General features: G+C 60.5%; 21 protein-coding genes and 1 pseudogene. 11 read left to right on the top strand and 11 right to left on the bottom strand.

Annotated features, from left to right (window positions below; genetic code table 11):
* Nucleotides 1-357: 357 nt before the first annotated feature.
* Nucleotides 358-834 (top strand): hypothetical protein, encoded by a 477-nt coding sequence (locus tag PGC08_RS05770; protein WP_271709728.1) that lies wholly within the window; start codon nt 358-360, stop codon nt 832-834.
* 288 nt (nt 835-1122) lie between these two features.
* On the opposite strand, the gene PGC08_RS05775 is transcribed toward PGC08_RS05770, so the two are convergent.
* From PGC08_RS05775 to PGC08_RS05815, 9 genes are all read right to left on the bottom strand, one after another.
* The gene (locus PGC08_RS05775; RefSeq protein WP_271709729.1) at nt 1123-1881 is read right to left on the bottom strand and encodes a hypothetical protein; all 759 of its coding nucleotides are present in this window, start codon (nt 1879-1881) and stop codon (nt 1123-1125) included.
* Nucleotides 1871-2077 (bottom strand): hypothetical protein, encoded by a 207-nt coding sequence (locus PGC08_RS05780; protein ID WP_271709730.1) that lies wholly within the window; start codon nt 2075-2077, stop codon nt 1871-1873. The genes PGC08_RS05775 and PGC08_RS05780 overlap by 11 nt, the downstream gene beginning before the upstream one ends.
* 117 nt (nt 2078-2194) lie before the next feature.
* Nucleotides 2195-2371: a hypothetical protein gene (locus tag PGC08_RS05785; RefSeq protein WP_271709731.1), complete on the bottom strand. Its 177-nt coding sequence runs from the start codon at nt 2369-2371 to the stop codon at nt 2195-2197.
* A gap of 1208 nt (nt 2372-3579) precedes the next feature.
* Nucleotides 3580-5544, bottom strand: coding sequence for an FtsK/SpoIIIE domain-containing protein (locus PGC08_RS05790; RefSeq protein ID WP_271709732.1), 1965 nt, complete (start codon nt 5542-5544; stop codon nt 3580-3582).
* A 40-nt stretch (nt 5545-5584) separates the two neighbouring features.
* Nucleotides 5585-6286 carry a hypothetical protein gene (locus PGC08_RS05795; protein WP_271709733.1) on the bottom strand — a complete coding sequence of 234 codons (702 nt, stop codon included), beginning with the start codon at nt 6284-6286 and terminating at the stop codon, nt 5585-5587.
* Nucleotides 6287-6315: 29 nt separating this feature from the next.
* A complete protein-coding gene (locus tag PGC08_RS05800) occupies nt 6316-6903 on the bottom strand; it encodes a hypothetical protein (RefSeq protein ID WP_271709734.1) in 588 nt (195 codons plus the stop codon).
* The gene (locus PGC08_RS05805) at nt 6900-7544 is read right to left on the bottom strand and encodes a hypothetical protein (RefSeq protein ID WP_271709735.1); all 645 of its coding nucleotides are present in this window, start codon (nt 7542-7544) and stop codon (nt 6900-6902) included. Before PGC08_RS05805 ends, PGC08_RS05800 begins: the two co-directional genes overlap by 4 nt.
* A gap of 178 nt (nt 7545-7722) precedes the next feature.
* Entirely contained in the window at nt 7723-8232 is a 510-nt protein-coding gene (locus PGC08_RS05810) for a hypothetical protein (protein WP_271709736.1), read from the bottom strand.
* Entirely contained in the window at nt 8229-8441 is a 213-nt protein-coding gene (locus PGC08_RS05815) for a hypothetical protein (RefSeq protein WP_271709737.1), read from the bottom strand. Before PGC08_RS05815 ends, PGC08_RS05810 begins: the two co-directional genes overlap by 4 nt.
* Before the next feature lie 261 nt (nt 8442-8702).
* On the opposite strand from PGC08_RS05815, the pseudogene PGC08_RS05820 reads away from it, so the two are divergent.
* Nucleotides 8703-10062 (top strand): annotated as a pseudogene (locus tag PGC08_RS05820) (ISL3 family transposase).
* A gap of 170 nt (nt 10063-10232) precedes the next feature.
* Here PGC08_RS05820 and PGC08_RS05825 read toward each other — a convergent pair.
* Nucleotides 10233-10895 (bottom strand): TetR/AcrR family transcriptional regulator, encoded by a 663-nt coding sequence (locus PGC08_RS05825; RefSeq protein WP_271709738.1) that lies wholly within the window; start codon nt 10893-10895, stop codon nt 10233-10235.
* A gap of 126 nt (nt 10896-11021) precedes the next feature.
* On the opposite strand from PGC08_RS05825, the gene PGC08_RS05830 reads away from it, so the two are divergent.
* The 8 genes from PGC08_RS05830 (at nt 11022) to PGC08_RS05860 (ending at nt 19843) form a co-directional block, all read left to right on the top strand.
* Complete coding sequence (locus tag PGC08_RS05830) at nt 11022-12194, top strand: fumarylacetoacetate hydrolase family protein (protein WP_271709739.1); 1173 nt, start codon at nt 11022-11024, stop codon at nt 12192-12194.
* A gap of 62 nt (nt 12195-12256) precedes the next feature.
* Entirely contained in the window at nt 12257-12808 is a 552-nt protein-coding gene (locus tag PGC08_RS05835) for a cupin domain-containing protein (RefSeq protein ID WP_271709740.1), read from the top strand.
* A 19-nt stretch (nt 12809-12827) separates the two neighbouring features.
* A complete protein-coding gene (locus tag PGC08_RS05840) occupies nt 12828-15290 on the top strand; it encodes a xanthine dehydrogenase family protein molybdopterin-binding subunit (RefSeq protein ID WP_271709741.1) in 2463 nt (820 codons plus the stop codon).
* Nucleotides 15287-16144, top strand: coding sequence for an FAD binding domain-containing protein (locus tag PGC08_RS05845; RefSeq protein WP_271709742.1), 858 nt, complete (start codon nt 15287-15289; stop codon nt 16142-16144). Before PGC08_RS05840 ends, PGC08_RS05845 begins: the two co-directional genes overlap by 4 nt.
* Entirely contained in the window at nt 16141-16623 is a 483-nt protein-coding gene (locus PGC08_RS05850) for a (2Fe-2S)-binding protein (protein WP_271709743.1), read from the top strand. Before PGC08_RS05845 ends, PGC08_RS05850 begins: the two co-directional genes overlap by 4 nt.
* Nucleotides 16624-16709: 86 nt before the next feature.
* Nucleotides 16710-18023: an MFS transporter gene (locus tag PGC08_RS05855; RefSeq protein ID WP_271709744.1), complete on the top strand. Its 1314-nt coding sequence runs from the start codon at nt 16710-16712 to the stop codon at nt 18021-18023.
* Between the two features lie 30 nt (nt 18024-18053).
* Nucleotides 18054-18743 (top strand): nucleotidyltransferase family protein, encoded by a 690-nt coding sequence (locus PGC08_RS19545; protein ID WP_442868155.1) that lies wholly within the window; start codon nt 18054-18056, stop codon nt 18741-18743.
* 8 nt (nt 18744-18751) lie between these two features.
* Entirely contained in the window at nt 18752-19843 is a 1092-nt protein-coding gene (locus PGC08_RS05860; RefSeq protein WP_271709745.1) for an XdhC family protein, read from the top strand.
* A 1533-nt stretch (nt 19844-21376) separates the two neighbouring features.
* Here the strand turns inward: PGC08_RS05860 and PGC08_RS19550 are convergent.
* Nucleotides 21377-21685 (bottom strand): helix-turn-helix domain-containing protein, encoded by a 309-nt coding sequence (locus PGC08_RS19550; protein WP_442868156.1) that lies wholly within the window; start codon nt 21683-21685, stop codon nt 21377-21379.
* 79 nt (nt 21686-21764) lie between these two features.
* On the opposite strand from PGC08_RS19550, the gene PGC08_RS05865 reads away from it, so the two are divergent.
* On the top strand, nt 21765-22379 hold the full coding sequence (locus PGC08_RS05865; RefSeq protein WP_271709746.1) for a helix-turn-helix domain-containing protein: 615 nt from the start codon (nt 21765-21767) through the stop codon (nt 22377-22379).
* The last annotated feature ends 249 nt before the right edge of the window (nt 22380-22628 follow it).

Genomic DNA, 22628 nt, shown 5'->3' on the forward strand with positions numbered 1-22628 from the left:
CATACTGAATGCTCGCGCCTGTTGTCGTGGTTCGGATCTGCGTTGTGTGTGCGCAAGAGCTCGCAGACGATTGATCATTCCCAAAACAATATTGAGGGTGAGAAGCTATCCCGGCGCTCAAGAATGGAACTCGAACTCACACTTGATCGATTTGAAGTCATTGATTCCGTGAGTTTCCGTGGGGTGCCGTCTGCCCTGAGAATTCGGGGAAGCGGAGGTCTCTTAGGGATAGAATGATTCTGTTAATTTCCGTGGGGTTTCGTTGAAAAAGATGGGTAAACGGTGGGCGAGTCGAGTGTCGATCTACTTGGTCAAAAGCAAGAGCAACTGGCTCGATTCGTCGTCAGGCTTCGCAGAGTGGCAGCCCATTCTTTGGCGCAGGACAAGGATGCCATAAGGTCCTATGCGAATGGAACGCTGAAGTTTCAGGTAGTCGGCGAAGAAGCTACGATGATCCACCCAATACCTCCTCAGGAGAGCCTCGAATCTCTGGGAGCACGAGTACGTCCGATACTGCTGGAGGGGGAAGTTGTGAGCTTCCGAAACGGCATCGACTCGCTTGGCTACCTTCTCCACCAGAGTGATGCCGATTTCGATAAGGACCAGGCGAAGCGCATTTGTAAAGACTTCAAGAAGTCCTGGCGGTCCCTTCTTGAGCGGCACCGCGACGTGAACGATCCGATAGTTCGCATGGTCGACCCTGACGATCAAGTGCTCCACGAGCACTCCTGGCGGGAGCTAGCGTGGGCGTGGGTCTACATTGATCTGGTTCATGAGGACTCAGATCGTCTTGCCCGCTCTGGACGATTCGGCATCTCGGAGAGGTACTGGTGAGGAACCATTCTCGTAGCTCGTGCCACGGTTCGGGCAGTGGGGCAGCTGAACTTCATACAGGAATGCGTTCAGAACGGAATCATCGAGATCCCCGAGTATGCGCTAGAGGAAAAAGTGGAAGTTTCTCAAGCCGACCTGACTCGAAAAGTGAAGGCATATATGGCACCTGTCGGGACTCCGAAGCCAGACGCTATGGAACCACCTGGAGACGACTGGCTGTTGCTAAACGGAGGTGCCCCCACAGTCGATAGACCGTGAAGGCATCGCGCATGTCAGTAAGCCGTGCACTCACAACTCGGTAATTCGTACGTCGTTGCGATCAGGCTCCGGCCCGCCCAAGACCTCGAAGTCGTGATCGCGCAGCACTTGCGCAGCCACATGCAAATTGTCAGCTACCGCTGCTCGAAGCTGGCGATCACGCCACCGGATTCGTCCGTCACTTAGAGTTCGGTGCCATTGTTCTTTCGGGTCGACTCCCAACTCGTAAATCATGAACTGGATGATGTCTTCGAGGCACGGACGGAACCGAGGGCCGCCGAGAGGATAGTGAAGCTCTGAGTCCCTGAGCGTGCCGCTCCGGTTCCTGGCTTTGGCTTTGTATCGGTCCCCACCCTTGGCCAAAGCTTGTCGGACGTCATCTCGGTCGTGGTGGATATTAAGATGAGCGCCAGGGTTCTTGCCCTGAGGCTCGAGCAGGTAGTCGTAGTGGAAAAGTGGTTCGTTCGATCCTTCTATCAGAAGCGCGAACGTCGACGAGAAGACTGCCACGAACTTTCGAGTGCGATTCCAGACAAGTACATAATCAGCTTCTACTCGATATGTCGGGGCACCGTAGACCATCGCGGATATAGTCATCTGCACGCCGATTCTGAATCCTCCCTGAGGATTGGATGCAGTCACCTTCCTCGGAGTCACGACCGGATCACTCAACACCAGGTCGCAGACAATCGAGTTGTCGATAGTAGCGACGATCTCTTTGACGAAGTCCTCTACCGCAATACCAAGATTTTGAGCATCTCCGTCTGGGTAGTTGAGGTCAGTCCTCACTCAGGCTCACCAGAATGTGATATTCCCGGTAGAGATCTCTTTGGCCAGCATCGAGCATATAGTTGCCTGCGTTCTTCTCGAGCTCTTCGAGTGTCATGTGCAACTCGTCAAGGATCTCGGATTTCCGGGACGCGAGCTCGTGCTCGTCCATGTACATAACAGTCATGGCTACATCTCCCTCCAGGCGTGCACTCATGCTACCAATTTTTGCCTCGATTTACTTGCAAAAGTCTGTCGTACGGCACTGACACGACACTGCTCTCAGCAGTCCTGAGACCGCCGAGGGCATCGTGCGTTTCAGATGTGGGCTAAGTCAGTTCTTCTCGGGCTTGAGACTCTTGAAGTCGGTGACGAGCTCGGTGAGGTTCTGCACGTCGTGCTCGTCGACGTCGCCGGCCTTCTCGATCTTCGCCACGATGGTGTCGAGCTGGGTGATCAAGGCGTACAGCAGCGCCCAGTACGTCCAGTCTGTAATGTCAGGCTTGCTCATAGCGCACCAGCGTCGAGTGCAACCTGAGTGATCGGCGGGGTCGTGAGGTAGCCGAGGCTGGGCTGTCCGGGGAAGGACGATGCCGAGCCCGTCTCGAGTACCCACCGGGCAAGTGCAGCCTGCGACTCTGCACCCTCGGCACGATCCTCGAGATCCTAAGACTTCGTTTCACGCGGGGCACCATCATCGGGTCGGTACACATTGCCGGCAGCGACGTGCGTGGCCTGACCGATCTTCGGCACGTACCGGACCCCCTGCAGCGCCTTGAGCTTGCTTCTCCTTAACAGCTGCCAGGCGGCTACTCGTCGTCGGCTCAGGGAATAGGCTCTTGCCGCGTGCGTATATTGCATAGATTCGATCTGTCAGGACACCCAATCTCCACAGCGCGAGCGTCTCGTCATCATCCGTGCTCATGACAGCAACATAGGCGAAAAGAGCCGGCTGCAGGTGATCCTATAGCCAGCTCTTTCAACAGGCGCTGAGTAGATGCCCTTGATCCACCCAGTGCTCCTGTGGCCAAATCTTCATGCCCCTTGAACTGGGGCATCGTCTCTTTCCTCTTTCTGCCGCTTCCCAACATATCTGGGAAGCGGGACGGTGGGCTGTAGACACCAAATCTTGGGGGAGGGGGAGGAAATCGACTCCGCTACTTCGACATCATCACCACCCCTGCGCGGGGATGTATGTTCCATGGACGTACCTCCGGAAGGTACTTCCCTGTGATGGTGTAGATCCCGGGGTCGCGTGTACTCGGGGACCCATTGTGGTCACAAGGAATCTAGGTACTCGATGGATGCAGTGCGTCCATGGGACCCGGGGGATTCGAGTGTGCTTCTTCCGGGATGCGCATACCCGGAAAATTGCGGGTACTTGACAGGAACGTTAGCCTAAGAAGCAACAGCGAGGCCTGCCGAGGTGGAAGCTTCTTAGGCTAACGACCTCATTCTGAAAAGTACTCCCACATGGAATCTGGGGTATGCAATCCCTGCATGAACATACTTCCCGCAAGTACCCAATGGGTCCGATGGATGCACTGTTCCCATTGCACGCATTGAATTCTTCGTGCGCACCTCTGAAGCACTCCATCGAAGGAACACACGTCCCTGAAATTGTGCAATCCATCACACAGAAAGTCCCTCCAGGAGGTAATCCGCAGGGGGTATATCCTCCCGTGAAAGGAGGGGGTGGGGCAACCCACAACCATCCATTTACAGGTACTTCATGGGGTCAATGGGCGGGGTATCGGGCGGTACATCATCGGCGGGGGTGGGGTTCGGGGAGTCATGCCCTACGGGTTGGGGAATGGGTGTCTCTAGGGTTGGAGGTGCATTCGACGAAGGAAAGGCACGGGTGGGACCCTGCACAGGGTAAGGCTCCGACGCTTCCTGACCAGCATCAGCACACCAAAACATCTCATCTGACTCCTCCATACGCTTGTCGATCTCAGTCGCAACACGGTCATAATCCGGGTGTTTCAGCGCCTCAACGCTCATCTCTTCCGTACTCGTTCCGGCTCTGAGAAGTGACTTCCACTCCGGCTCCTCTACGTACCGCACCGGTGTCAGTTCATCAGGTTCAAGAACCCCTCTCAGCGCCTTGACACTACTAGGCGAGATGAATCCGCCCTGAAACTCCAGCGCGGTACCTTCGGCCACGACTGCGCGCCCTCGGCCACGACACGTATCCGTCAACTTCGACAGCTCCTTCAACGACATTTCCAGCACCATGTTAGTCAGCGTCGGGCCACCCGATCCGTACATCACTCGCGTACCCAGATTCGCTTTCGTCTCACCGCTCAAAAACTTCACGTCAGGCCGCTGAGTTGCGAACGCACAAATCATCCCCACGAACCGCGACAACCGCGCCAGCGATGACTGATTAGCCTGCGTTTCCTTCTGTTGCTCACCATCACCAAGGCCCGACAGCTCAGCGGCTTCGTCCACAATCACGAGACACGGCGCGTACGGCTGTCCCTGGACCTTCAGCAGGTCGCCCTCCTCGTCGGCGCCTTCCTTTCCAGACCACAGCTGGCGCGCCAGCCAGTCCTGCCGGGCGTGCATCTCTGCGACTGCTTCAACCACACCATTGATGCAATCTTTGCCGGGGAAATACCTGACTCCAGGGAGGCGTCCAGCCCACACGAAATCCACGCCCTTCGGGTCCGCGATAATCACGTCCCAGCCGCGCACAACGGCTTGCGCCACCAAAAGACGGAGGCCCACAGTCTTGCCCGACTTCGTCTTTCCGCCGATCAGGGCGTGAGGGTCCGTCGCGTCAGGGTCCCACCACAGCGGGAAAGTCTCGCCCAAGTCGGCGTCCTGAGCCTCCCCCAGATACAGTGCGAGAGGGCTAGGTTTGTTCTCGTCGATCCACTTCCAGGATCGCGTCTGTGGGAGTCTCACTGAGGTGGGGAGGGGCTCGCACAAGATTGCGCGCACGGTTCGACCCGACGAGTCTGTCTCTACCGTCCACGGCGACCCCCAACGCGTCAGCCGCCCCCGAATCTCCGCGCGGTCCCTCTCCATCGACGTCTCCCGCCATCCCGGAGGCAATGGACCGACAACCTTGGCCGGGGTCACGTCTCCACGGAACGTGACCTTGATGGGTGCACCACGCATGGACGCAGTGTGGCCGTCCCACTCTTCACCGCCGGTGATAACCCCGGCCAGGGCTTTCTCTACGCCTGTGCGGGCCTTCTCTCGCTCGTACCCTGCCCGAATCCACCATCGGGCTGGTGCGAGGATAACCAATCCGCCCAGGAGGCCCGAGAGGGGCCAGCTCCCTTGCGCGAGCCACACGGCCACGCCGATGCCCAACAAGAGCGCACCGAGGCTCCAGAGGACCCTCCGGGGCGTCCTCCAACAAAGTATCACCGCCGACGTAACGATTTCCCCGGTGGAGGTCCACCCCACAGCATTCCGACCCGCACGCCGCACCAGGACGATGCCGACGACGAGAAACAGAACGAGGGCGGCGGCGTAGCGGCGCGCGCCAAGGGCGGGTGGGATCGACAGTAGGCCCAGGAGGAAGCCAGCCATCGCCATCCACTGCCCTAGGCCGACGAGGGCGCGGCGAGGCTGCTGGTGTTCGTCTCTGGACCCGGCGACGAGCCAGCCTCCGATCATTAGGGCTAAAGCCAGGATCGGCCCGATCATTGCGCTTCCAGTCATCATTCAGCAACTCCCTCGTGGAGTTCTTCCGGGTTCTTGTGCTTCATTTTTGGTGCCCCTCTTCCTCGGCTGGCTCCGGCTCCGGCGCCGGGTCTAGCGATTCACTCGTTTGGTGATCTTCTTGATCGTCACCTGCCTTGCCTGTGCGACTCCTGGCTACCTTGCCTATGAGGCGCACCAAGATAGGCCCGCATGCCCACCACAGGGCCACGGGAGCACCGGTCCCGACGATTGGGGAGTTCCACTTGACTGCCGGATTCTCCGGGGCGTCTATCGCGTCCTCAGCTTTCTGAGCGTCCTTGATCTCGCGCGCCTGGCCAGCATCCTTGCATGGCGTGAGCTTCGACTTGAGCGTGGACTTCACCTCTTGCGCGCTGGAGCGCTTCTCCAGGCGCAGGGTCTTCCCAGAGAGATTCGGTGCGGCTCCCTCGCTCGTGGTCCATACCACAACCATGAGATCGCGCCTCTCCCCGGTCTCCGTGATGGTGCGCGGCTTCCTGCCCGAGTCCTCCAGAGCGGCCTCCACGGCCTCATGCGCCCATTTGGGCGCGTCACCGGGGCTATACCGAACATTGACCTCCTCGGGAGCGCAGGGGAACGGCTCTGAGCCGCTGGACCCGGCTTTCCTCGCGATCATTACCAGAGCGACAACGGCGAGGATGGCGAGGAGGCCAACCACGGCGACGATCCCGAGGAAACGACGTAGACCGCTGGGTCCAGCCGCGATGGCAGCTCCCGTTGCCACCACACGTCCTAGACCTTTGCCACGGCGTCTCATATCCGTCGTCTCGGGAGCCGACGGTCTTCCCACCCAGGCGGGGCTACGAACGGGGTATAAATTTCAATTACGACGGGATCGTAGGGGCGCAGGAGAAGATGGCCAGCGAACGGTCCGAGCCTGTCGTCCGCGATCACCTGGAGGGGCTCAGCCCACTCGATTTGCTCGCCCCGAGTAATGATGAGGAGGTGGACGTTCTTTGCGACGGACAGCCGCTGGAGCAATTCACGGAGACGCTCAACGTCCTCCGTGGAAGCGTCCTTCACCGCCTGCCTGTCAAGTCCGTCCACCACCAGCAGCGTTGGCTCCGTGGCCCCGTCGCCCATGGCCGCGAGAACCGGGAGCGAGCGATCAAGGCAAGGCTCGACTCTGTGTTCATCGACATCCCACTCGTATGTTTGCCCCAGAACGAAAGCGTTCCCCGGCCACTGCCGCGCGAGTCCGCGTGCCAGGTTGGTTTTGCCGATCCCGTGTCCGTGCACGGCGATGTGAGGCTCCGCGCCCCAGTCCCAGTACATCTCGCTACGGGTCGCGACGGTCCGACCGATGACCGGACGGGCGCGCTGCTTGTCCTTCGTGGTCATGCTGCATCCTTCGTGTCGAGAAGCGCTTCCACGTCCTGTTTGGCGTCCTCCCCGGAGCGCGGGTCCCTCGTGGCCGTGGCCACCACGGCGTACGCCACGCCCGGGAGCCGGTTGAGGAGGTCCCAGCCCCCTGTCTGTTGGATTCCTTCGCGCAGGAGGGCCACGAGGCCTTCCGCGTCGCGGGCTGGTGATTGTTTGACGGACCACGCGACGACCGCATCCACCTGTGTCTTAAGTTCCGGCATGGACTCGGCATGGGCCGCTCCCGCGATAGCCCACGCAGAGCGCTGGTGCTCCCGGTGTTGGCCCCCCGTCATCCAGGCCTTTGGAGTCTTGTGTTTGAGCACGCTGGGTGCGTGCTCCGCACCCACCGCATCCCATCCGGGCTTACCCAATGGGGCGACAGCCACGGTGTTTGGCCATCTCCCTACAACTGAGCCGAGGACAGTTCCGGCACCCGGCAGGTCAGCCAACACGGAGGGCGAAATGGCCTTCTGTCTCCCCTTCGCCGAGCGTGCCGTGGGTGGCACGAGGGTTTCGACTGAGCGCCGAATGGCCGTGGGGTGGACTCCGCGCAGTTCCGCTTCCTCATTGAGCCGATCCCGATTCCGGTCCAGAAGCTCGCCCACAGTCATTAGCACGGTTCGTGTGTAGTCCGTTTGGAGCGTGTGAGTCCCGGTGTCCTCGCCGCGCTCGACGGTGACGGCCTCGATTGCGTCCGTCCCTACTCGGAGGCACAAGCCAGTGTTCGTCGCTCCGGGATCTACTGCGAGCATTGGAGGCCATACGTGAGCCTCTACGGCGGCCTGTGCGCGTTTCTCACGGGCGGTCATGGTTGACAACCTTGCCCGAGACTTGTTTTCCTCCACGTCTCTCTCTAAACGCGGTGATTGCCCCTCGTATCAGGCTGGGGGACGCTATCACCGCAGCACCCGCCAGACCGATGGCCAAAGCGATCCAGGGGCTCGCAATCACTTGCAGGGCTCCGCTGACGACTGCTCGGATGACCATGAATGCGACGGTCATGGCCAGTGCCATGAGCGCTTTCGCTAGTGTGCCTCGCGTGCTGATCCAATCATTCCAGTCTGCGCGGAGTTGTGAGATCAGTCCTGCGGACTTGGCGAATTCCTTGGGCGCCCACGACGACGTCGCCCACATACTCCTAGCGAACGAGGTGGCAAAGAAGGCCAGGCCCGTAGCTGCAATCTCCAGGAGCCCGGACTGGGACAACGCCCAGCCCAGTGCGAAAAGAGCGCCGCCCAGCAGAATGACTGCTGCGACCTGCCACTTGTGCCCACCAGATTCCTCATGAAAGAGGCCGATTCTCATGACTTCATCTCCTTGAGCTTGCGAATTCTCTTTTCCAGCCAAACCATGTCGGACTCGGAGGGCCGGGCCGGAATGCGGTCGATTTCGTCTACTACTCCGCTGACTCGTAGAGCCACCTGACGGTCATGCACTTCGTTCGGGCGGTAACGTGCCGCCGCCGCGAGCTTCGCTTGGCGAAGCCGCGTCTCCTTCGATCGCTTGTCTGGCACATGTACTCCTGTTTCTGTTTAAACGTGACCATCAAAGATTATGCTAGTGCCAGAAATAGCAGCAAAAAGATGCAATGTACTATAACAGTCTGAATCACAAGCGGACAGAACACTCTGCTTAGCCGGTTGAAACTTGGAGAAAGGGGGCACCAAAAACTTGTAGTGTGTTCTTCGAGCATGGACTTGACAAGGTCTTGGCATAGGAGGCGCTGAGAGGCCGACCCGAAGAGCGCGTGGGCCGGGCCGGCCTCATTGCCAACAATAGCTGGCAGCTGTGTAGGATCACACTCCGATTGTTACGATCACACGGCTCTTACCAAGGACACGACAGCAAGGCGAGACCACTTCTGTGTCACCACGTTCTGCCGACTCGACGAGCTCGGACTCGAAGTTGTCGGACAGGATCTGTCTGCGGATCGTGCCGTGATCGAGTGTCGAGTCGGATCGATGGTGCCGGAAGTGCGGCTGCGAGGGCGTGCCCCGGGACACCGTGGCACGCCGGCTCGCGCATGAACCGTTCGGGCACCGACCCACGACGTTGCTGATACGGGTGCGCCGTTACAAGTGCTCCGGGTGCGGACGGGTGTGGCGACAGGACACCACGAAGGCCGCGCCGGAACGGGCGAGGATCTCCCGCGGCGGGCTGGCGTGGAGGCTGGAGAGCCTCGTCCTCGATCATCTCTCCGTCTCCCGCGTCGCCGCCGGCCTCGGAGTGTCGTGGTCTGCTGCGAACAGCGCGATCCTCGCCGAGGGCACCCGGCGTCTTATTGACGACCCTGCACGGTTCGACGGCGTCACCACGATCGGCGTCGACGAGCATGTCTGGCGACACACCCGTCACGGAGACAAGTACGTCACGGTGATCATCGACCTCACCCCGAACCGGAACAAGACCGGCCCGGCGCGGCTTCTGGACAGGGTCGAGGGCCGCTCGAAGGCCGTGTTCAAGGAGTGGCTCGCTGGGCGGCCGAAGGCGTGGCAGGACGGGCTCGAGGTCGTCGCGATGGACGGGTTCACCGGGTTCAAGACCGCCGCTGCGGAAGAGCTCCCCGCCGCGGTCCCGGTGATGGATGCCTTCCACGTCGTCCGCCTCGCCGGTGACGGACTGGACCGGTGTCGGCAGCGCGTCCAGCAGCAGACGCTCGGGCATCGAGGCCGCGCCGGTGACCCGCTCTACAGGGCCCGCCGCACCCTGCACACCGGTGACAGTCTCCTCACCGACAAGCAACGTGATCGGCTCGGGGCGCTGTTCGCGGCTGAAGAGCATGTCGAGGTCGAAGCGACCTGGGGCATCTACCAGCGTGTCGTCGCCGCCTACCGGGAACCCGATAAGACCAAGGGCAAGGCGATGATGCAAGCCGTGATCGATGCCGTCACCACCGGTGTCCCGGCGGCGCTGATCGAGATCCGCAAGCTCGGTCGCACACTGAAGCAGAGGGCTGCGGACATCCTCGTGTTCTTCGACCTACCCGGCACCAGCAACGGACCGGCATAAGCCATAAACGGCCGCCTCGAGCACCTCCGCGGGACAGCGCTCGGCTTCCGAAACCTCAGCCACTACATCGCGAGATCGCTGCTCGAAGCCGGAGGATTCAGACCCCACCTACACTCTCGTTCGTGAAGAGCCCCAAAAGGGCTGAAAGGCTCAAGCGACCACGCTGAGGGCCTGAAGCCCGAGCTAGCGACGATGAAAGGTGCCCAACGTACTCACACTGACGGCCTGCATCCCCGCGATTTTCAACTTCATAGCGCACTTCCAATAACACGAAGTGGAATCGGGTGCGCGCCTGGTCAAATGGTTGAGTCGGCGCGACGAGCCGAGCTCTCTCGCCTGCTCGATGGCTCTCGCGTGCATTCGCCTCTGGCCCCAACGCCGCGACGGACAAGGTTGACGCAGTCCCGGGGCCACTGCGTACCGATCTCTCCCCCAGCGACGCGAGCAGCGTAGTAGTAGCCGATCAGAAGTCGGACGACATCGTCGGGGTCGATCTCCAGGTCCATTTCGCCATTTTTTCTGGCCTCTTCGAGTACTGCCAGCAGCCGGGCACGCCGCACGAGGACTACTTTCTGTCGGTACTGCTCGATGAGATGCGGTTCCCTCTGTTCGAGGGCCAGGGCATTTCCGAGGAGCCCGATGCCCTCGGGCCTGCTAATTGCCGCATCAAACATCTCGAGCTCGGCGATGAGATTGTCCCAGACGTCGTCAAAGGTGGACGCAGGGCCTGTCGCTGCAATTGAGGACACTGCGGATGTGACCAGGTCATCCTTATTGCTCCAGCGTCGATACAGAGTTGGCTTGGTGATGCCGGCTTCATCGGCAATCGCAGCCATGGTCGTACCGTCGTAACCCTGCCTTCCGAGCAGGATGAGAGTGGCCGCAAAGACACGCTCTTCAACCCCGGGCGCACGAGGGCGACCAAGCTTCTTTTCTCTGACGGACTTCTTTTCGTTCATTCCTTGACATCCTCTCACGATTCACTCTATCTTTACTTTACCGACACGTAAAGCAATGAACGCACTGGTACGGCTAAGACAAGACAGCGAAATCAGAAACACCCTCAACGAGAATCGAGACACTTCATGAGTCAAGCTTCGAGCGTGTATTCGCTCGGCGTCGCCGAGTTCGCAGATGGACGGCGCACCATTCTTGTTCGACGAGATGACAGAACCGTTGATCTCGGAGATTACATCGCCAATTCGTTGCAATCCGTTCCAGAAGAAGTACAGGACAGCCTCCGTGCGAAGAGTTTGGATACGCTCCTTGCGGCTGGACCTGAAGCCTGGGCGCGAGCCGAGAAAGTCGCGCTGGCCGCTCTCACCGATGCGGCGACAGTCAAAGAACCGGAGTCCTTCAGACTAGTGCGTCCATTCACTGTTGCCGACTATGTCGACTTCTACGCCTCACGGGAGCACGCACAGAATGTGGGTCGGATCTTCCGTCCAACAAGCCCGGATCTCCCGGCAGCATGGTTCGCGCTGCCAATCGGCTACCACGGACGGTCCAGCAGCGTCGTCGTCTCCGGTACGCCCGTCCGACGTCCTGCTGGCCTCACCCGTCACGGACAGAACATCAGCTTCGGACCATCGCTGAAGCTCGACCTCGAAGCCGAAGTGGGCTTTGTCGTCGGCACGCCGAGCCAGTTGAGCGAGCCTGTCAATATCGACGACTTCGAGTCACACGTGTTCGGCGTCTGCTTAGTGAACGATTGGTCGGCTCGCGACATTCAGGCATTCGAATATGTACCGCTGGGCCCATTCCTCGGGAAGTCTTTCGCCACCACGATATCCCCGTGGATCACTCCCCTGAGTCAATTGCAGGGCACGAGAATCGAGGCCCAAAGCGCTGGTGATCCCAACCTCGACAAGTATCTGCGGAGCTCCGAACCGTGGGGCCTCGACCTCGAGCTCGAAGTCGTCATCAACGGTGAAGTCGTGAGCCGCCCGCCCTATTCGCACATGCACTGGTCACCGGCGCAAATGCTTGCCCACACAACAGTCAACGGCGCTCCGTTGAGCACCGGCGACTTCTTCGCCTCCGGGACCGTCAGCGGCCCGGACCTCACCACGGTGGGCTCGCTTCTCGAACTGACGAAGGACGGCACAGAACCGCTCAGCACAAAGCGAGGAGCACTCGGCTACCTCGAAGATGGCGACACGGTTGTGGTGCGCGGCCGTGCGAAGTTCGCCGACGGCTCAACTGCCGAACTCGGCAGCGCGGAAGGCACCGTCTACCCCACTGCCCACACTCACTGAATTCTGGGGACCAGCACTCTCGCAGACACTTGCAACTCCGCATCGAACTGAAAGGCACCATCTTGGACATCAATCCCATTCGCGTCATCGTCACCGAGGAAGACACCGGCGGAACAGCCCGCGTCTCCTCCGACGGACCGGCACCACGCATCTTCCACCGTGATCACCGACCGGTTGCCATGACCGACCTCTGGCAGATCTCACAGGTACCGGCTCGCACACACGAGGATGGCAGACAAAAGCCTGACGAGCCGTTCGTCCTCGCCCCAGACGCCGGTGGTGTCAAGTTCCGCATCGTTCAATTCGACCCCGAACCGGAGCACACCGGCGGTCGCACCGATGGCCAGAACGTCTTCGCTGAAATGGGCGCCGACAGCGAACACGTCAACGGTGCCCGACACCCCTACATGCATCGCACGCAAACCGTCGATTTCGGCATCATCCTCCAAGGCAGCATCACGATGCTTCTGGACGAGGAAGACGTCGAAGTCAGCGCCGGCGATGTCGTCATCCAACGCGGCACAAACCACGCGTGGTCGAATCGGACCGATCAGCCATGCCTCGTCGCGTTCATCCTCGCCGATGCCGACGCGAAACCCACCCCCACGCACTGACTGACGAACGAGACGACCAATGCACAATGACGTGACCCACCACCCACCAGACGAGTCCGCAAAAACGCACTCCTCCACAACGAACACCTATGCAGGGTCCGGCCTCACAGGAAAGAACAACCCGATCCTTGCCGCCGGTCGTGCCACATTCCTCGACGACATCGACCTACCGGGGTGCATGACGATGAGCGTCCTGCGATCTCCGCACGCATCAGCCACCATCGATCACATCGACACCACGGATGCGCTCACCATACCGGGAGTCGAACTGCTCATCACCGGACGAGACACGGTCGAGCACAGCTTGAAAATAGGACCGGCCGGCGCATTCGACTTCCTCTCTGTGAAGCAATCGGACCGCTACCCGCTCGCGGTAGATTCAGTGCGCTACGTCGGCGAACCCGTAGCGGCCGTCGTCGCTACAAGCCCCCAGACAGCCGCGCGTGCCGTTGCCGCCATCGATGTCCACTACACCCTGCGCACACCGGTCGTCACGGTTGAACAAGCCCTCGCCCCCGATGCACCATTGGTCGAATCCGATTGGGCGAACAATCTCATGATCGACTGGGAGTTCGGCAAAGGAAGCCTCGTCAACGGCTGCGCCGGCACCTTTGAGACGACGGCCATTGCCGCTCTGACCGCCTCAGGGCGGCTCGACTGCGGTCGAATCATCCCGACCTCGATCGAACCTCGCGGGATCATCGCCCAATGGGATCGCTGGACCGACTCTCTGACAGTCTGGGCATCTACACAAGGCCCGCACGTACTCAAAACTCAGCTCGGCGGAGTCCTCGGACTAGATGATTCCAAGCTGAGAGTCATCATGCCCAGCGTTGGAGGGGCCTTCGGCGGCAAGATCCCGATCTTTCCCGAGGACATCCTCACAGCATGGGCAGCAATTCAGTTGGCGTGTCCCGTGAAGTTCGTCGAAGAACGGCATGAAGCACTGCCGGCGGCGGGCCACTCACGAGACATCGCCTGCGACTACAAGGTCGCGTTCAGCAGCGACGGCGTCATCGATTCCCTCGACATCGAGCTCGCCGCCAACCTTGGAGCGCCTCAGACCTTCGCCGGTTACCTCATGGCCATCGTCACAGCAGGATGCATCCCGGGGTCCTACGACATCCCCAACTCGCACGTGCATCTCCGCGGTGCCGTCACCAATCTAGGACCCTGGCAGGCCTATCGCGGATACGGCAAGGAAGCCGCAACATACTTCCTCGAACGAATCCTCGACGAAGTCGCCGACATCACCGGCGTCGATCGAGCCGAGGTCCGGAAGCGGAACTTCGTGACCTCAGACCAGTTCCCTTACCAGCTCCCGTCTGGATGGATCATGGACTCTGGCGACTACCACGGCACACTCGACCAGGTGCTCGAACTCATCGACGCCGAATCCTTCGAAACACGACGAGCTACCGCGGCAGCCGAAGGACGAGTACTCGGGCTGGGATTCGCCCACGAACTCACCCCAGAGGGATCCTCGCGACCTGGCAGCCTCCTCGGCGGTACCGACAGCACCACCGTGCGCATCAGCCCACGTGGCTACATCACGGTCCTGACTGGAGTCACCTCACCCGGCGGAGGAAACGAAACCGGCCTTGCCCAGATCGTCGCCGACGTCCTCGGTGCTGACATCGACCACATCACCGTTGTGCAGGGCGACACCCTGTCCTGTCCCCATGGCAACGGCAACTACAGCTCGCGCAGTCTCACGATCGGTGGTGCATCCGCACGACTTGCAGCCGAAGACTGCCGCCGCAAGATCGACACCGTCGCAGCGCGGAAACTCGGTGTCGCTGAAGGTACTCTGACCTTCTCACGGGGAGTCATTCATTCGTCCGCGACGGATGCGTCGACGACCATCGGGGAGATAGCCGGTGAAATCTACCGTCATCCGCACGGTGTTCTGATGGACGGAATCGAGCCGAACCTCGAATCAACCAGATCCTTCAAGATGCCCAACGTCCATCATCAACCGGAGCGTACTGGCCTCTACAACCAGTACCCCACGTGGTCTTTTGGCGCGCTCGCGTGCATCGTCGAAGTCGATCCTGCCACCGGTGAAGTGACCGTTGTCGAATTCGCGCTCTCCCACGACTGCGGAGTCGTGGTCAATCCGACCCTCGCGGAGGCACAACTGCACGGTGCCGTGATGCAAGGCGTTGGGGCCGCGCTGTACGAAGAATTTACCTATGACGAGCGCGGCAATCCTGAATGTCCAAGCTTGCGCGAATACACTCTTCCCTCTGCCAGAGAGTGGTTCCCGATCACCATGGGACATCGCTCCACCCCATCGCCATTCACACACGGCGGAATGAAGGGTGTGGGCGAATCGGGTATCAGCGCACCCTCCCCCGCCATCGCCTCGGCGATTGAAGACGCGCTGGCCGGCTACGACTCGCGACTGAAAGTGAAGCTGAAGACCGTTCCCTTCACCCCGGAAAGAGTCTGGAACGCGATAGAGGAGGTGCGCGCATGATCGTCTCTCAACGCGGCGACCACGGCTCGGAGGTCGACTTCTATCGGCCCGAAGACCTGCACGCGCTCTTCGACACTCTGCAGAATTCCCCGCGGGACACGCTCCTCCTCGGCGGCGGGATGACAGCCATGCCCTACCTCAATCGCAACGAGTGGAGCACCTCCTGCATCATCTCCCTCAGCAGAGTTGCCGAATTACGCGGAATTCAAGTCTCCGCGACAACCCTGCGCATCGGTGCGAGCACCACCCATACTCAATTGGCAGAAAGTGCAGAGGTGAGCGCCCATTGCCCCGTCTTGGCCGTCGCCGCGGGGTCCATCGGAGACCTGCAGGTACGCAACCGGGGAACCATCGGCGGGGTCGTAGCGTTTGCCAACTCAGGAGCCGACTACCTGACAGTGCTCACCGCGCTCGACGCAGTCGTCATCCTACGCTCAGCCCACGGCAGCAGACGGATGCCAGTCCGCGACTTCCTCACCGACTCTCGGTCCACTGCGTTGGCCGCAGGCGAGGTCGTTGAGGCGGTCGAGGTCGCATGCGATCCATCACGGCGTGCGCGCTACCTGCGCCTCACCAGGATTCAAGGTGCTCCTCCCGTCCTCACAGTGGCGGCCGTTGCAGGACGGCAGCAGCAGACCCTCAGCATCGGCGGAGCAACACCGACCCCCACGCTTCTCGGACGGAAGGTGTTCGATGCCGAGGCGCACGAGGTCCGCGATCTCGTGCTCTCTGCGGTGGCGGACCCAGCCGGAGAGGCACATGCACCCCGCCGTTATCGACGCCACATGGCCGCGGAATACTCCGTCCGGGTGCTCAAAGAATTGGCTGACAGTCTCGAGGAGGCGCACTCATGACACACACTGTTTCGCTTCACGTCAACGGCAAGCACCAGCAGTCGGAGGTAGATGCAGGCACCCCACTGATCGACCACCTGCGCCACGGGCTCAGGCTCACCGGTGCCCATGTCGGATGCAGGAGCGCAAGTTGTGGAGCGTGCACCGTCCTTCTCGACGGACGCACCGTGAAGTCGTGTTGCGTGCTCGCCGTCGAAGCAGACGGAGCCGAAGTCGAGACGGTCGAAAACGGCGACGACGAGCTCGATGACATCCAGCGGGCATTCGTGGAGGCTCAGGCCATGCAATGCGGCTTCTGCACGCCCGGCATGATCGTCTCCGTACGAGCGCTGCTTGCGGAGAACCCGCATCCCAGCGACGACGAGGCTCGCGCAGCAATACGAGGCAATCTCTGCCGCTGCACCGGGTATACCAACATCCTCAAGGCCATCACCATGGCCGCCGAGAACCGCGATGAGAGTTCGCTCTCGACCGAATGACACCAGCAAGCCAACTGGTCCACGTATCACCTCACAACGATGAGCCGGACGATTTCTCGCTCACCTACACCAAGGAAAGGTCAACGATGACAACTACTCACCACGCTCCTGCGGGAGCCAAATCGCCACGGCAAGCTGCCGTCGCCAGCCTGATCGGCACCATGATCGAGTGGTACGACTTCTTCGTCTACAGCACAGCTGCAGCTCTAGTCTTCAACCACCTGTTCTTCCCCAACTTCGACCCAACGGCCGGAACGTTGCTCGCCTTCTCCACCTTCACCGCCGGCTTCATCGCGCGACCTATTGGCGCAGCGGTCTTCGGTCACTTCGGCGACCGGATCGGGCGCAAACCAATGATGGTCCTCACGATCCTGATCATGGGTATCGCTACGGTCCTCATTGGCTGCCTGCCGTCCTACGACTCCATCGGGACGCTAGCTCCGGTTCTGCTCGTTACTCTTCGCATCATTCAGGGCTTGGCCCTTGGAGGCGAATGGGGTGGTGCCGCATTGATGTCAACGGAGCACGCACCGGAAGCAAACCGGGGGTTCTTTGGAAGCTTCACACAGGCGGGCCTCACTGTCGGACTCGTGCTCGCCATGCTCGTCTTTCTGCCACTCAACCTGCTCAACGACGCGCAGATGGAGGCCTGGGGCTGGCGGATCCCCTTCCTGCTCAGCTCAATCTTCGTGATCGTCGGAATCCTCATGCGCCTCAAGCTCACCGACACCCCCGACTTCAAGAGAGTCAAAAAATCCAATGAGCGCGCGAAGATGCCGCTGATCGAAGTGGTACGCAAGTTCCCCCTGCAGGTGATCTTCATGGCTGGTGCCTCAATGTCATCGGGCATCCTCTTCTACCTAGTGGCCACCTACAACCTCGTCTACACCGCGGACGGTTCAATCAGCCGCAGCTTCATGCAGATACTGGTGATGACCACGTCTGTTCTCGGATTCTTCGTCGTCCTCGCGGCAGGCAAGATGTCAGATCGCTTCCCCCGCCACAAGGTATACCTGTTCGGATTGATCCTCATCGCCATCATCGCAGTGCCCCTGTACGGAGCGCTGGACAGCGGCAACGCCGGTTTCATCGTGGTGACCTACATTCTGGCAACGATCGCGCTCTACATCCCTTACGCAGTTCAGCCGGCGTTCTTCTCCACGGTATTCTCCGCTGATGTCCGATACAGCGGGCTTTCCCTGGGCGTGACGCTGGGACACCTCGTAGGCAGCTCCATTGCGCCACTCATCGCAGGTGCGCTGGTAGCAGCAACAGGCAGTTCGTTCGCCGTCGCCGGGTATCTGCTTGTCGCCACCGTGATCTCCTTTGTCAGCGTCATCGTCCTCGTTCGCCTTAGGAGGCCCGCGGAGTCTGCGCTGGAGCCCTCCGTAGCGGTGTAAATGGACCTCGAGCACACAGTGGAAGCGTCAATGGATTCCGAATCCGAAGCACAGATCGCTGGGCTTGTCCTCGCAGCCGGCTATGGACGCCGCCTTGGGGCTGCCAAAGGTCTTCTGATCGATTCGGACGGGACGCCACGCGTCAGGCGGGTGTGCGATCAGCTCATCGCTGCCGAGTGCCGGCCGCTGGTAGTGCTCGGGCCCGAAGCGTCGTACATACGGTCGCACCTGCCACCGGAGGCATCCAGCGTCGATGTGAGCGAAACGTGCGAAGGCGGCGCACACAAACCTGGCCTCGGGCTTTCGCTCAGAACTGGACTGCAAGTTTTGACGCAGACGACAGCGCAAGCGTGTGCGATCATGCTCATCGATCTACCTGGAGTCACCGCCGCCGCGGTGCTCCGGGTGGTCGGGAGGGCACACACGGCACGCGCCCGAGAGCTGGCGAGCGTTCGAGCGCGTGGCACCTGGGGAGGGCGACCGGGCCATCCTGTTGTGCTCGGTCGTTCGCATTGGCCCGAAGCACTCGATTCTGCCCGAGGAGATCAGGGAGCGCGGATGGTCTTATCTAGGCCAGGCACGGTCGTTGTCGAGTGCGGAGATTTGGGCCACGGGAACGACATCGATCAAGTGAGTGATCTCGAAAGATACGGAATGACGATCGGTACTACGCCGCGGCAAAAGCCCACACCAGACTCAAGACCGCGGCCGAAACCCTGAGGAGGGACATGCGCGACATTGCTGATGAACTGAGAACTTGGGTTGGCTCGGAAACTTTCGCGCTAGCTATGGTCGTCAGGACGTGGAAGTCATCACCGCGACCGGCCGGAACGATGATGGCCGTCAACAAACGTGGCGAGGTCTTAGGCAGCCTGTCCGGCGGATGCGTCGAAGGTGCCGTCTACGAACTCGCACGCGAAGTCATGACCGATGGTAAAACACGCATGGCACACTACGGCGTGGGTGCTGACGATGCTTTCGCCGTGGGTCTCAGTTGCGGCGGCCAACTCGATGTCGTCATCACGTGTGTTGGGGACCAAGGAACAAATGCTGAAGTTCTAGGGAGGTCGCTGGACCTGCTCGACGAAGACCGTGCGTTGACTCTCGGCATTCCGCTCCCCACCTCGGGAATCTGGCCTGCAGATACGAATGAGGAGGGCGGTCTTACGGCCGTCGGCACCGCAACAAACTTCTCGGTTTTCACAGACCTTGAACTGCACCGATGCCAAAGCGAATCGTCGGAGTTCCTTTCCGAAGTCTTCTACGTGCGGGAAGAGCCTCGCCCTCGGTTCCTTGTGTTCGGGGCCATTGACTACGCACAATCACTAGCTGAGGCCGCGGCTTTCTGTGGCTACGAAGTGACGGTCTGTGATGCTCGCCCGGTCTTTGCCACGGCGGCGCGGTTTCCTGCCACCAACGTAGTCGTCGAATGGCCACACCGGTACCTTGCCCGCCAGATCGCCGAGGGCCGTGTTCATCGTTCGACGGTGATCGCAGTGCTGACCCACGACATGAAATTCGACGTTCCGCTACTCAAGGTGGCGCTTCGCAGTCCAGCCGAATACGTCGGAGCACTGGGCAGTCGACGCACCCATACCGTGCGAGTGGAATCGCTCAAAGAAGCCGGCGTCCCTGGAGAGCTGATTCGACGGTTGCATGCTCCCATTGGGCTGGATCTCGGCGCCGAGACACCGCAGGAGACGGCGATATCGATCATGTCCGAAGTCATCCAACTCAAGCGTCAAGGAACCGGAGATCCGCTGAGCGCGATCGATGGCGCCATTCACCGACCAGTAGGCGTGGAATACGCTGCCGTGTGACTGGCTGCGCACCACACAGCGCGTGGCGGCATCCCGAGACCCCCTGTGGAGGTGTCTTCCTCGGTGAGATACATCAGCTCTGTGTCTCACAACGACCTCGTTGTCATGCCTACAGCCTCCTCGGGCCGACATGAAATTGAGAACTCCGACACGCCTCCGACACGAAATTGAGATTCCGACACGAAATCCGAGAACCTACAAGCTGTTGCCGGAGAGTGTCGGTCCAACTTCGGGTTTGGGAAACGGTCCCTGGAGGACGGGCCGATGGCAATCCGGGTCGAGATCCGCCACCGCTGTCTGATCCGATGACGGCGCCAGCGAACAGCTGTTATTCCTGATCGTCACTTCCGCGGTCACGCGGTAACGACACCACAATAGCCACGAGAACCGAAATGACGATGAAGGGTCCGGACACGGTGATGGCTATGCAGCACCTGGCCCCCTTCCCAGTTGCATTGCACCGGCCAGCGTGAAAGCTTCGACCCCGGGTGTACGTCGGCAATGGGGACACAACGGTTCGTCGTTCCGGTTGGGAGCTAAACCGTCGTGTTGGCCGTGCGGGCATTCAGCAACCTCGCGGGGGAGTGCGTTGAGGAGTCGCGTGGTCTCTCCGCGCTCTTCCCGTGCTTGTTGTCCAGCCTTGTCTCGGACTTCGCGAAGGACACGCGCCCTGTAGGCGGGGTCGCTCAGGAGCCTGCCGCTTGCAGAGCGAGTCGTCTTTGGGTCTGCGGTGGCAATGTCAATCATCTCGGTAGCTTCGGCCTGTGTGCAGCTAGCGGCGGATGCAACCTCAGCCACGTCCCTGCTCGCGCCGCCCGCGCGTTTGCGCGCACTGTGGTGGGTGGTCTGGTTATTGATCTGGTCTTGGTCTGGTGGACCCTCCTGCGGGAGGGTGTACGCCACTCCTGTGGGAGGTATGGCGCCCTCCCAGTGGAGGGGCGGTTCCCCTCCTGTGGGAGGGGAACCATCCTCTGGGAGGGGGCGGCCCGGATTAGAGATTTCACGATCCTTTGCTCGTTCCAGGAGCAGATTGCCCCACCGCGAGAAAAGCTCCTCGGAGAGATCTGCCGGTAACGACAACCAATAGACGGCGTTCCATCCAGGGCGACCCGGCGAAACGCAGACAAGTAGCCCGAATTCCTCCAGGGCGCGGATTGCTCTGCGAATTGCCTCGGGCTTACAGCCAGTGTGACTTTGTAGTCGCGCGCTTCCGGGGCGCACGCTACTACCGTCTGGGTCGGCGTAGGTGGCCATGAGTAGTCCGACTAACTTCATCATTGCTGGACTGCTGTGGTGCGACCGAGTTACAACATGGAGCTTTTCTGCTTTGAGGTTGGTGACGGCGCGTTTCCAGTCGAGCTGGCGGGCTGGTGCAACTCGGTCCTTGGCTCCGCTGGTCGCCGTCGGTAGACTATGCATTGAAGTCTCTTTCACGCTAAGGCACTGAATAAGAGTTCTGGCAACTTCGGCAACCGCTGCAACGATTGCCGTATGCGAGTTTCTGAGGGGCGCGTCTATCTTTCGACGCGCCCCTCATACTGTCTCTGTGGGATCTTCGCCGCGACTCGTTCGTGAACTTTCTGACTCGATGTACATTCGAATGTCATCGCTCCTATACACGACTCGGCGTCCGAATCGCACGGAGCGTGGACCAATCCCGGCGTGACGCCAATAGCGGAGTGTTCCCTGCGGAACTCGAAGAAGTTCAGATACCTCAGTGACTGTCAGGAACGCTGGGCCATCCTGGAGAGTGAGGATCTGACGTTCGGGCGGGTTGAATGCAGGCGTGAAGCGAGGGCCGCACTCAACGTTGACGTGTGGTGTCGAAACTGTTCGGCTCATATCAACACAGTAAGCGCATCAATCGAAAATCGCAACTAGCGACTTGCGAAACAAGAGCGGAGTGTATTACTGTGAGTGCATGGCAATAAGAAATGGCGATCAGACCACTGACCAGCGCTTCGGTGAAGTAATCCGCCGACGACGCGAAGCGATCGGGCTAACCCAGGAGGAAGTAGCTACAGTCATGGCCGCCGAGGGTCTCTCCCTTTCAAGCACGAGCCTGGCGAAGGCGGAAGTGGGAACTCGCTCGGTAAAGATCGCCGAGGCTGTTGCGCTTGCACGCGTCCTTTCCTTGCATCTGGACTTACTCGAACTGACCGATTCCGGCGACGAACTGACGGCATTAATGTCACGAGCCTCCGCAGAAGCCGCGACAGCCGTTCGTGCGGCCTCGGAAGCCACAGCGGAAGCCGAGCGGCGGCAAAGGCAAGCTACGGCCCTTGAAGTCCTCAGTCGCGCAAGGACTGAGCCTGCTTCTTGGCCTCGGGGCCTAGCAGATCTCCTGGAGGTCGCGTTCGGAAACGAACGGTCTGCTGCTCGTGCTGGTTTGCAGTCGCTCGGAATACAGTCAGAAATTCTCGACAAGATCGAGAACGAAGAGCCCGTGGTGCGTGGTGGACGTTGGGACTGGGTGGCCTTCGCGGCTGGATTCCGTATTGCGAAGCTGCTTCCTAACCTCAAGATTGGGCAATAAACCGTGGCCAGCATCAAGAGGCGTCCGAACGGGAAGTGGCGAGCACGCTATCGCGATGAGTCTGGACGAGAGCACGCGCGGCACTTCGAGCGAAAGGTTGAGGCACAGCGATGGCTGGACGAGGTCACGGCGTCAGTCATCACGGGGGTGTACGTCGACCCAGGGGCTGGAAAGGTAAGTCTTGGAAAGTTCTACGCTGACTGGGCGGACCGACAGGTCTGGGTTGACTCGACCCGTGCCAACGCGGAC

This window comes from Brevibacterium sp. BDJS002, assembly GCF_028201555.1.
Taxonomy (GTDB): Bacteria; Actinomycetota; Actinomycetes; order Actinomycetales; family Brevibacteriaceae; genus Brevibacterium; species Brevibacterium aurantiacum.

What these genes read in the sequence shown, in the direction of transcription:
- PGC08_RS05810 (WP_271709736.1), bottom strand. Translation starts at nt 8,232, where the DNA reads ATGAGAATCGGCCTCTTTCATGAGGAATCTGGTGGGCACAAGTGGCAG.
- PGC08_RS05790 (WP_271709732.1), bottom strand. Translation starts at nt 5,544, where the DNA reads ATGATGACTGGAAGCGCAATGATCGGGCCGATCCTGGCTTTAGCCCTA.
- PGC08_RS05860 (WP_271709745.1), top strand. Translation starts at nt 18,752, where the DNA reads ATGCGCGACATTGCTGATGAACTGAGAACTTGGGTTGGCTCGGAAACT.
- PGC08_RS19550 (WP_442868156.1), bottom strand. Translation starts at nt 21,685, where the DNA reads ATGAGCCGAACAGTTTCGACACCACACGTCAACGTTGAGTGCGGCCCT.
- PGC08_RS05830 (WP_271709739.1), top strand. Translation starts at nt 11,022, where the DNA reads ATGAGTCAAGCTTCGAGCGTGTATTCGCTCGGCGTCGCCGAGTTCGCA.
- PGC08_RS05855 (WP_271709744.1), top strand. Translation starts at nt 16,710, where the DNA reads ATGACAACTACTCACCACGCTCCTGCGGGAGCCAAATCGCCACGGCAA.
- PGC08_RS05850 (WP_271709743.1), top strand. Translation starts at nt 16,141, where the DNA reads ATGACACACACTGTTTCGCTTCACGTCAACGGCAAGCACCAGCAGTCG.
- PGC08_RS05845 (WP_271709742.1), top strand. Translation starts at nt 15,287, where the DNA reads ATGATCGTCTCTCAACGCGGCGACCACGGCTCGGAGGTCGACTTCTAT.
- PGC08_RS05800 (WP_271709734.1), bottom strand. Translation starts at nt 6,903, where the DNA reads ATGACCACGAAGGACAAGCAGCGCGCCCGTCCGGTCATCGGTCGGACC.
- PGC08_RS05865 (WP_271709746.1), top strand. Translation starts at nt 21,765, where the DNA reads ATGGCAATAAGAAATGGCGATCAGACCACTGACCAGCGCTTCGGTGAA.
- PGC08_RS05825 (WP_271709738.1), bottom strand. Translation starts at nt 10,895, where the DNA reads ATGAACGAAAAGAAGTCCGTCAGAGAAAAGAAGCTTGGTCGCCCTCGT.
- PGC08_RS19545 (WP_442868155.1), top strand. Translation starts at nt 18,054, where the DNA reads ATGGATTCCGAATCCGAAGCACAGATCGCTGGGCTTGTCCTCGCAGCC.
- PGC08_RS05785 (WP_271709731.1), bottom strand. Translation starts at nt 2,371, where the DNA reads ATGAGCAAGCCTGACATTACAGACTGGACGTACTGGGCGCTGCTGTAC.
- PGC08_RS05840 (WP_271709741.1), top strand. Translation starts at nt 12,828, where the DNA reads ATGCACAATGACGTGACCCACCACCCACCAGACGAGTCCGCAAAAACG.
- PGC08_RS05780 (WP_271709730.1), bottom strand. Translation starts at nt 2,077, where the DNA reads ATGAGTGCACGCCTGGAGGGAGATGTAGCCATGACTGTTATGTACATG.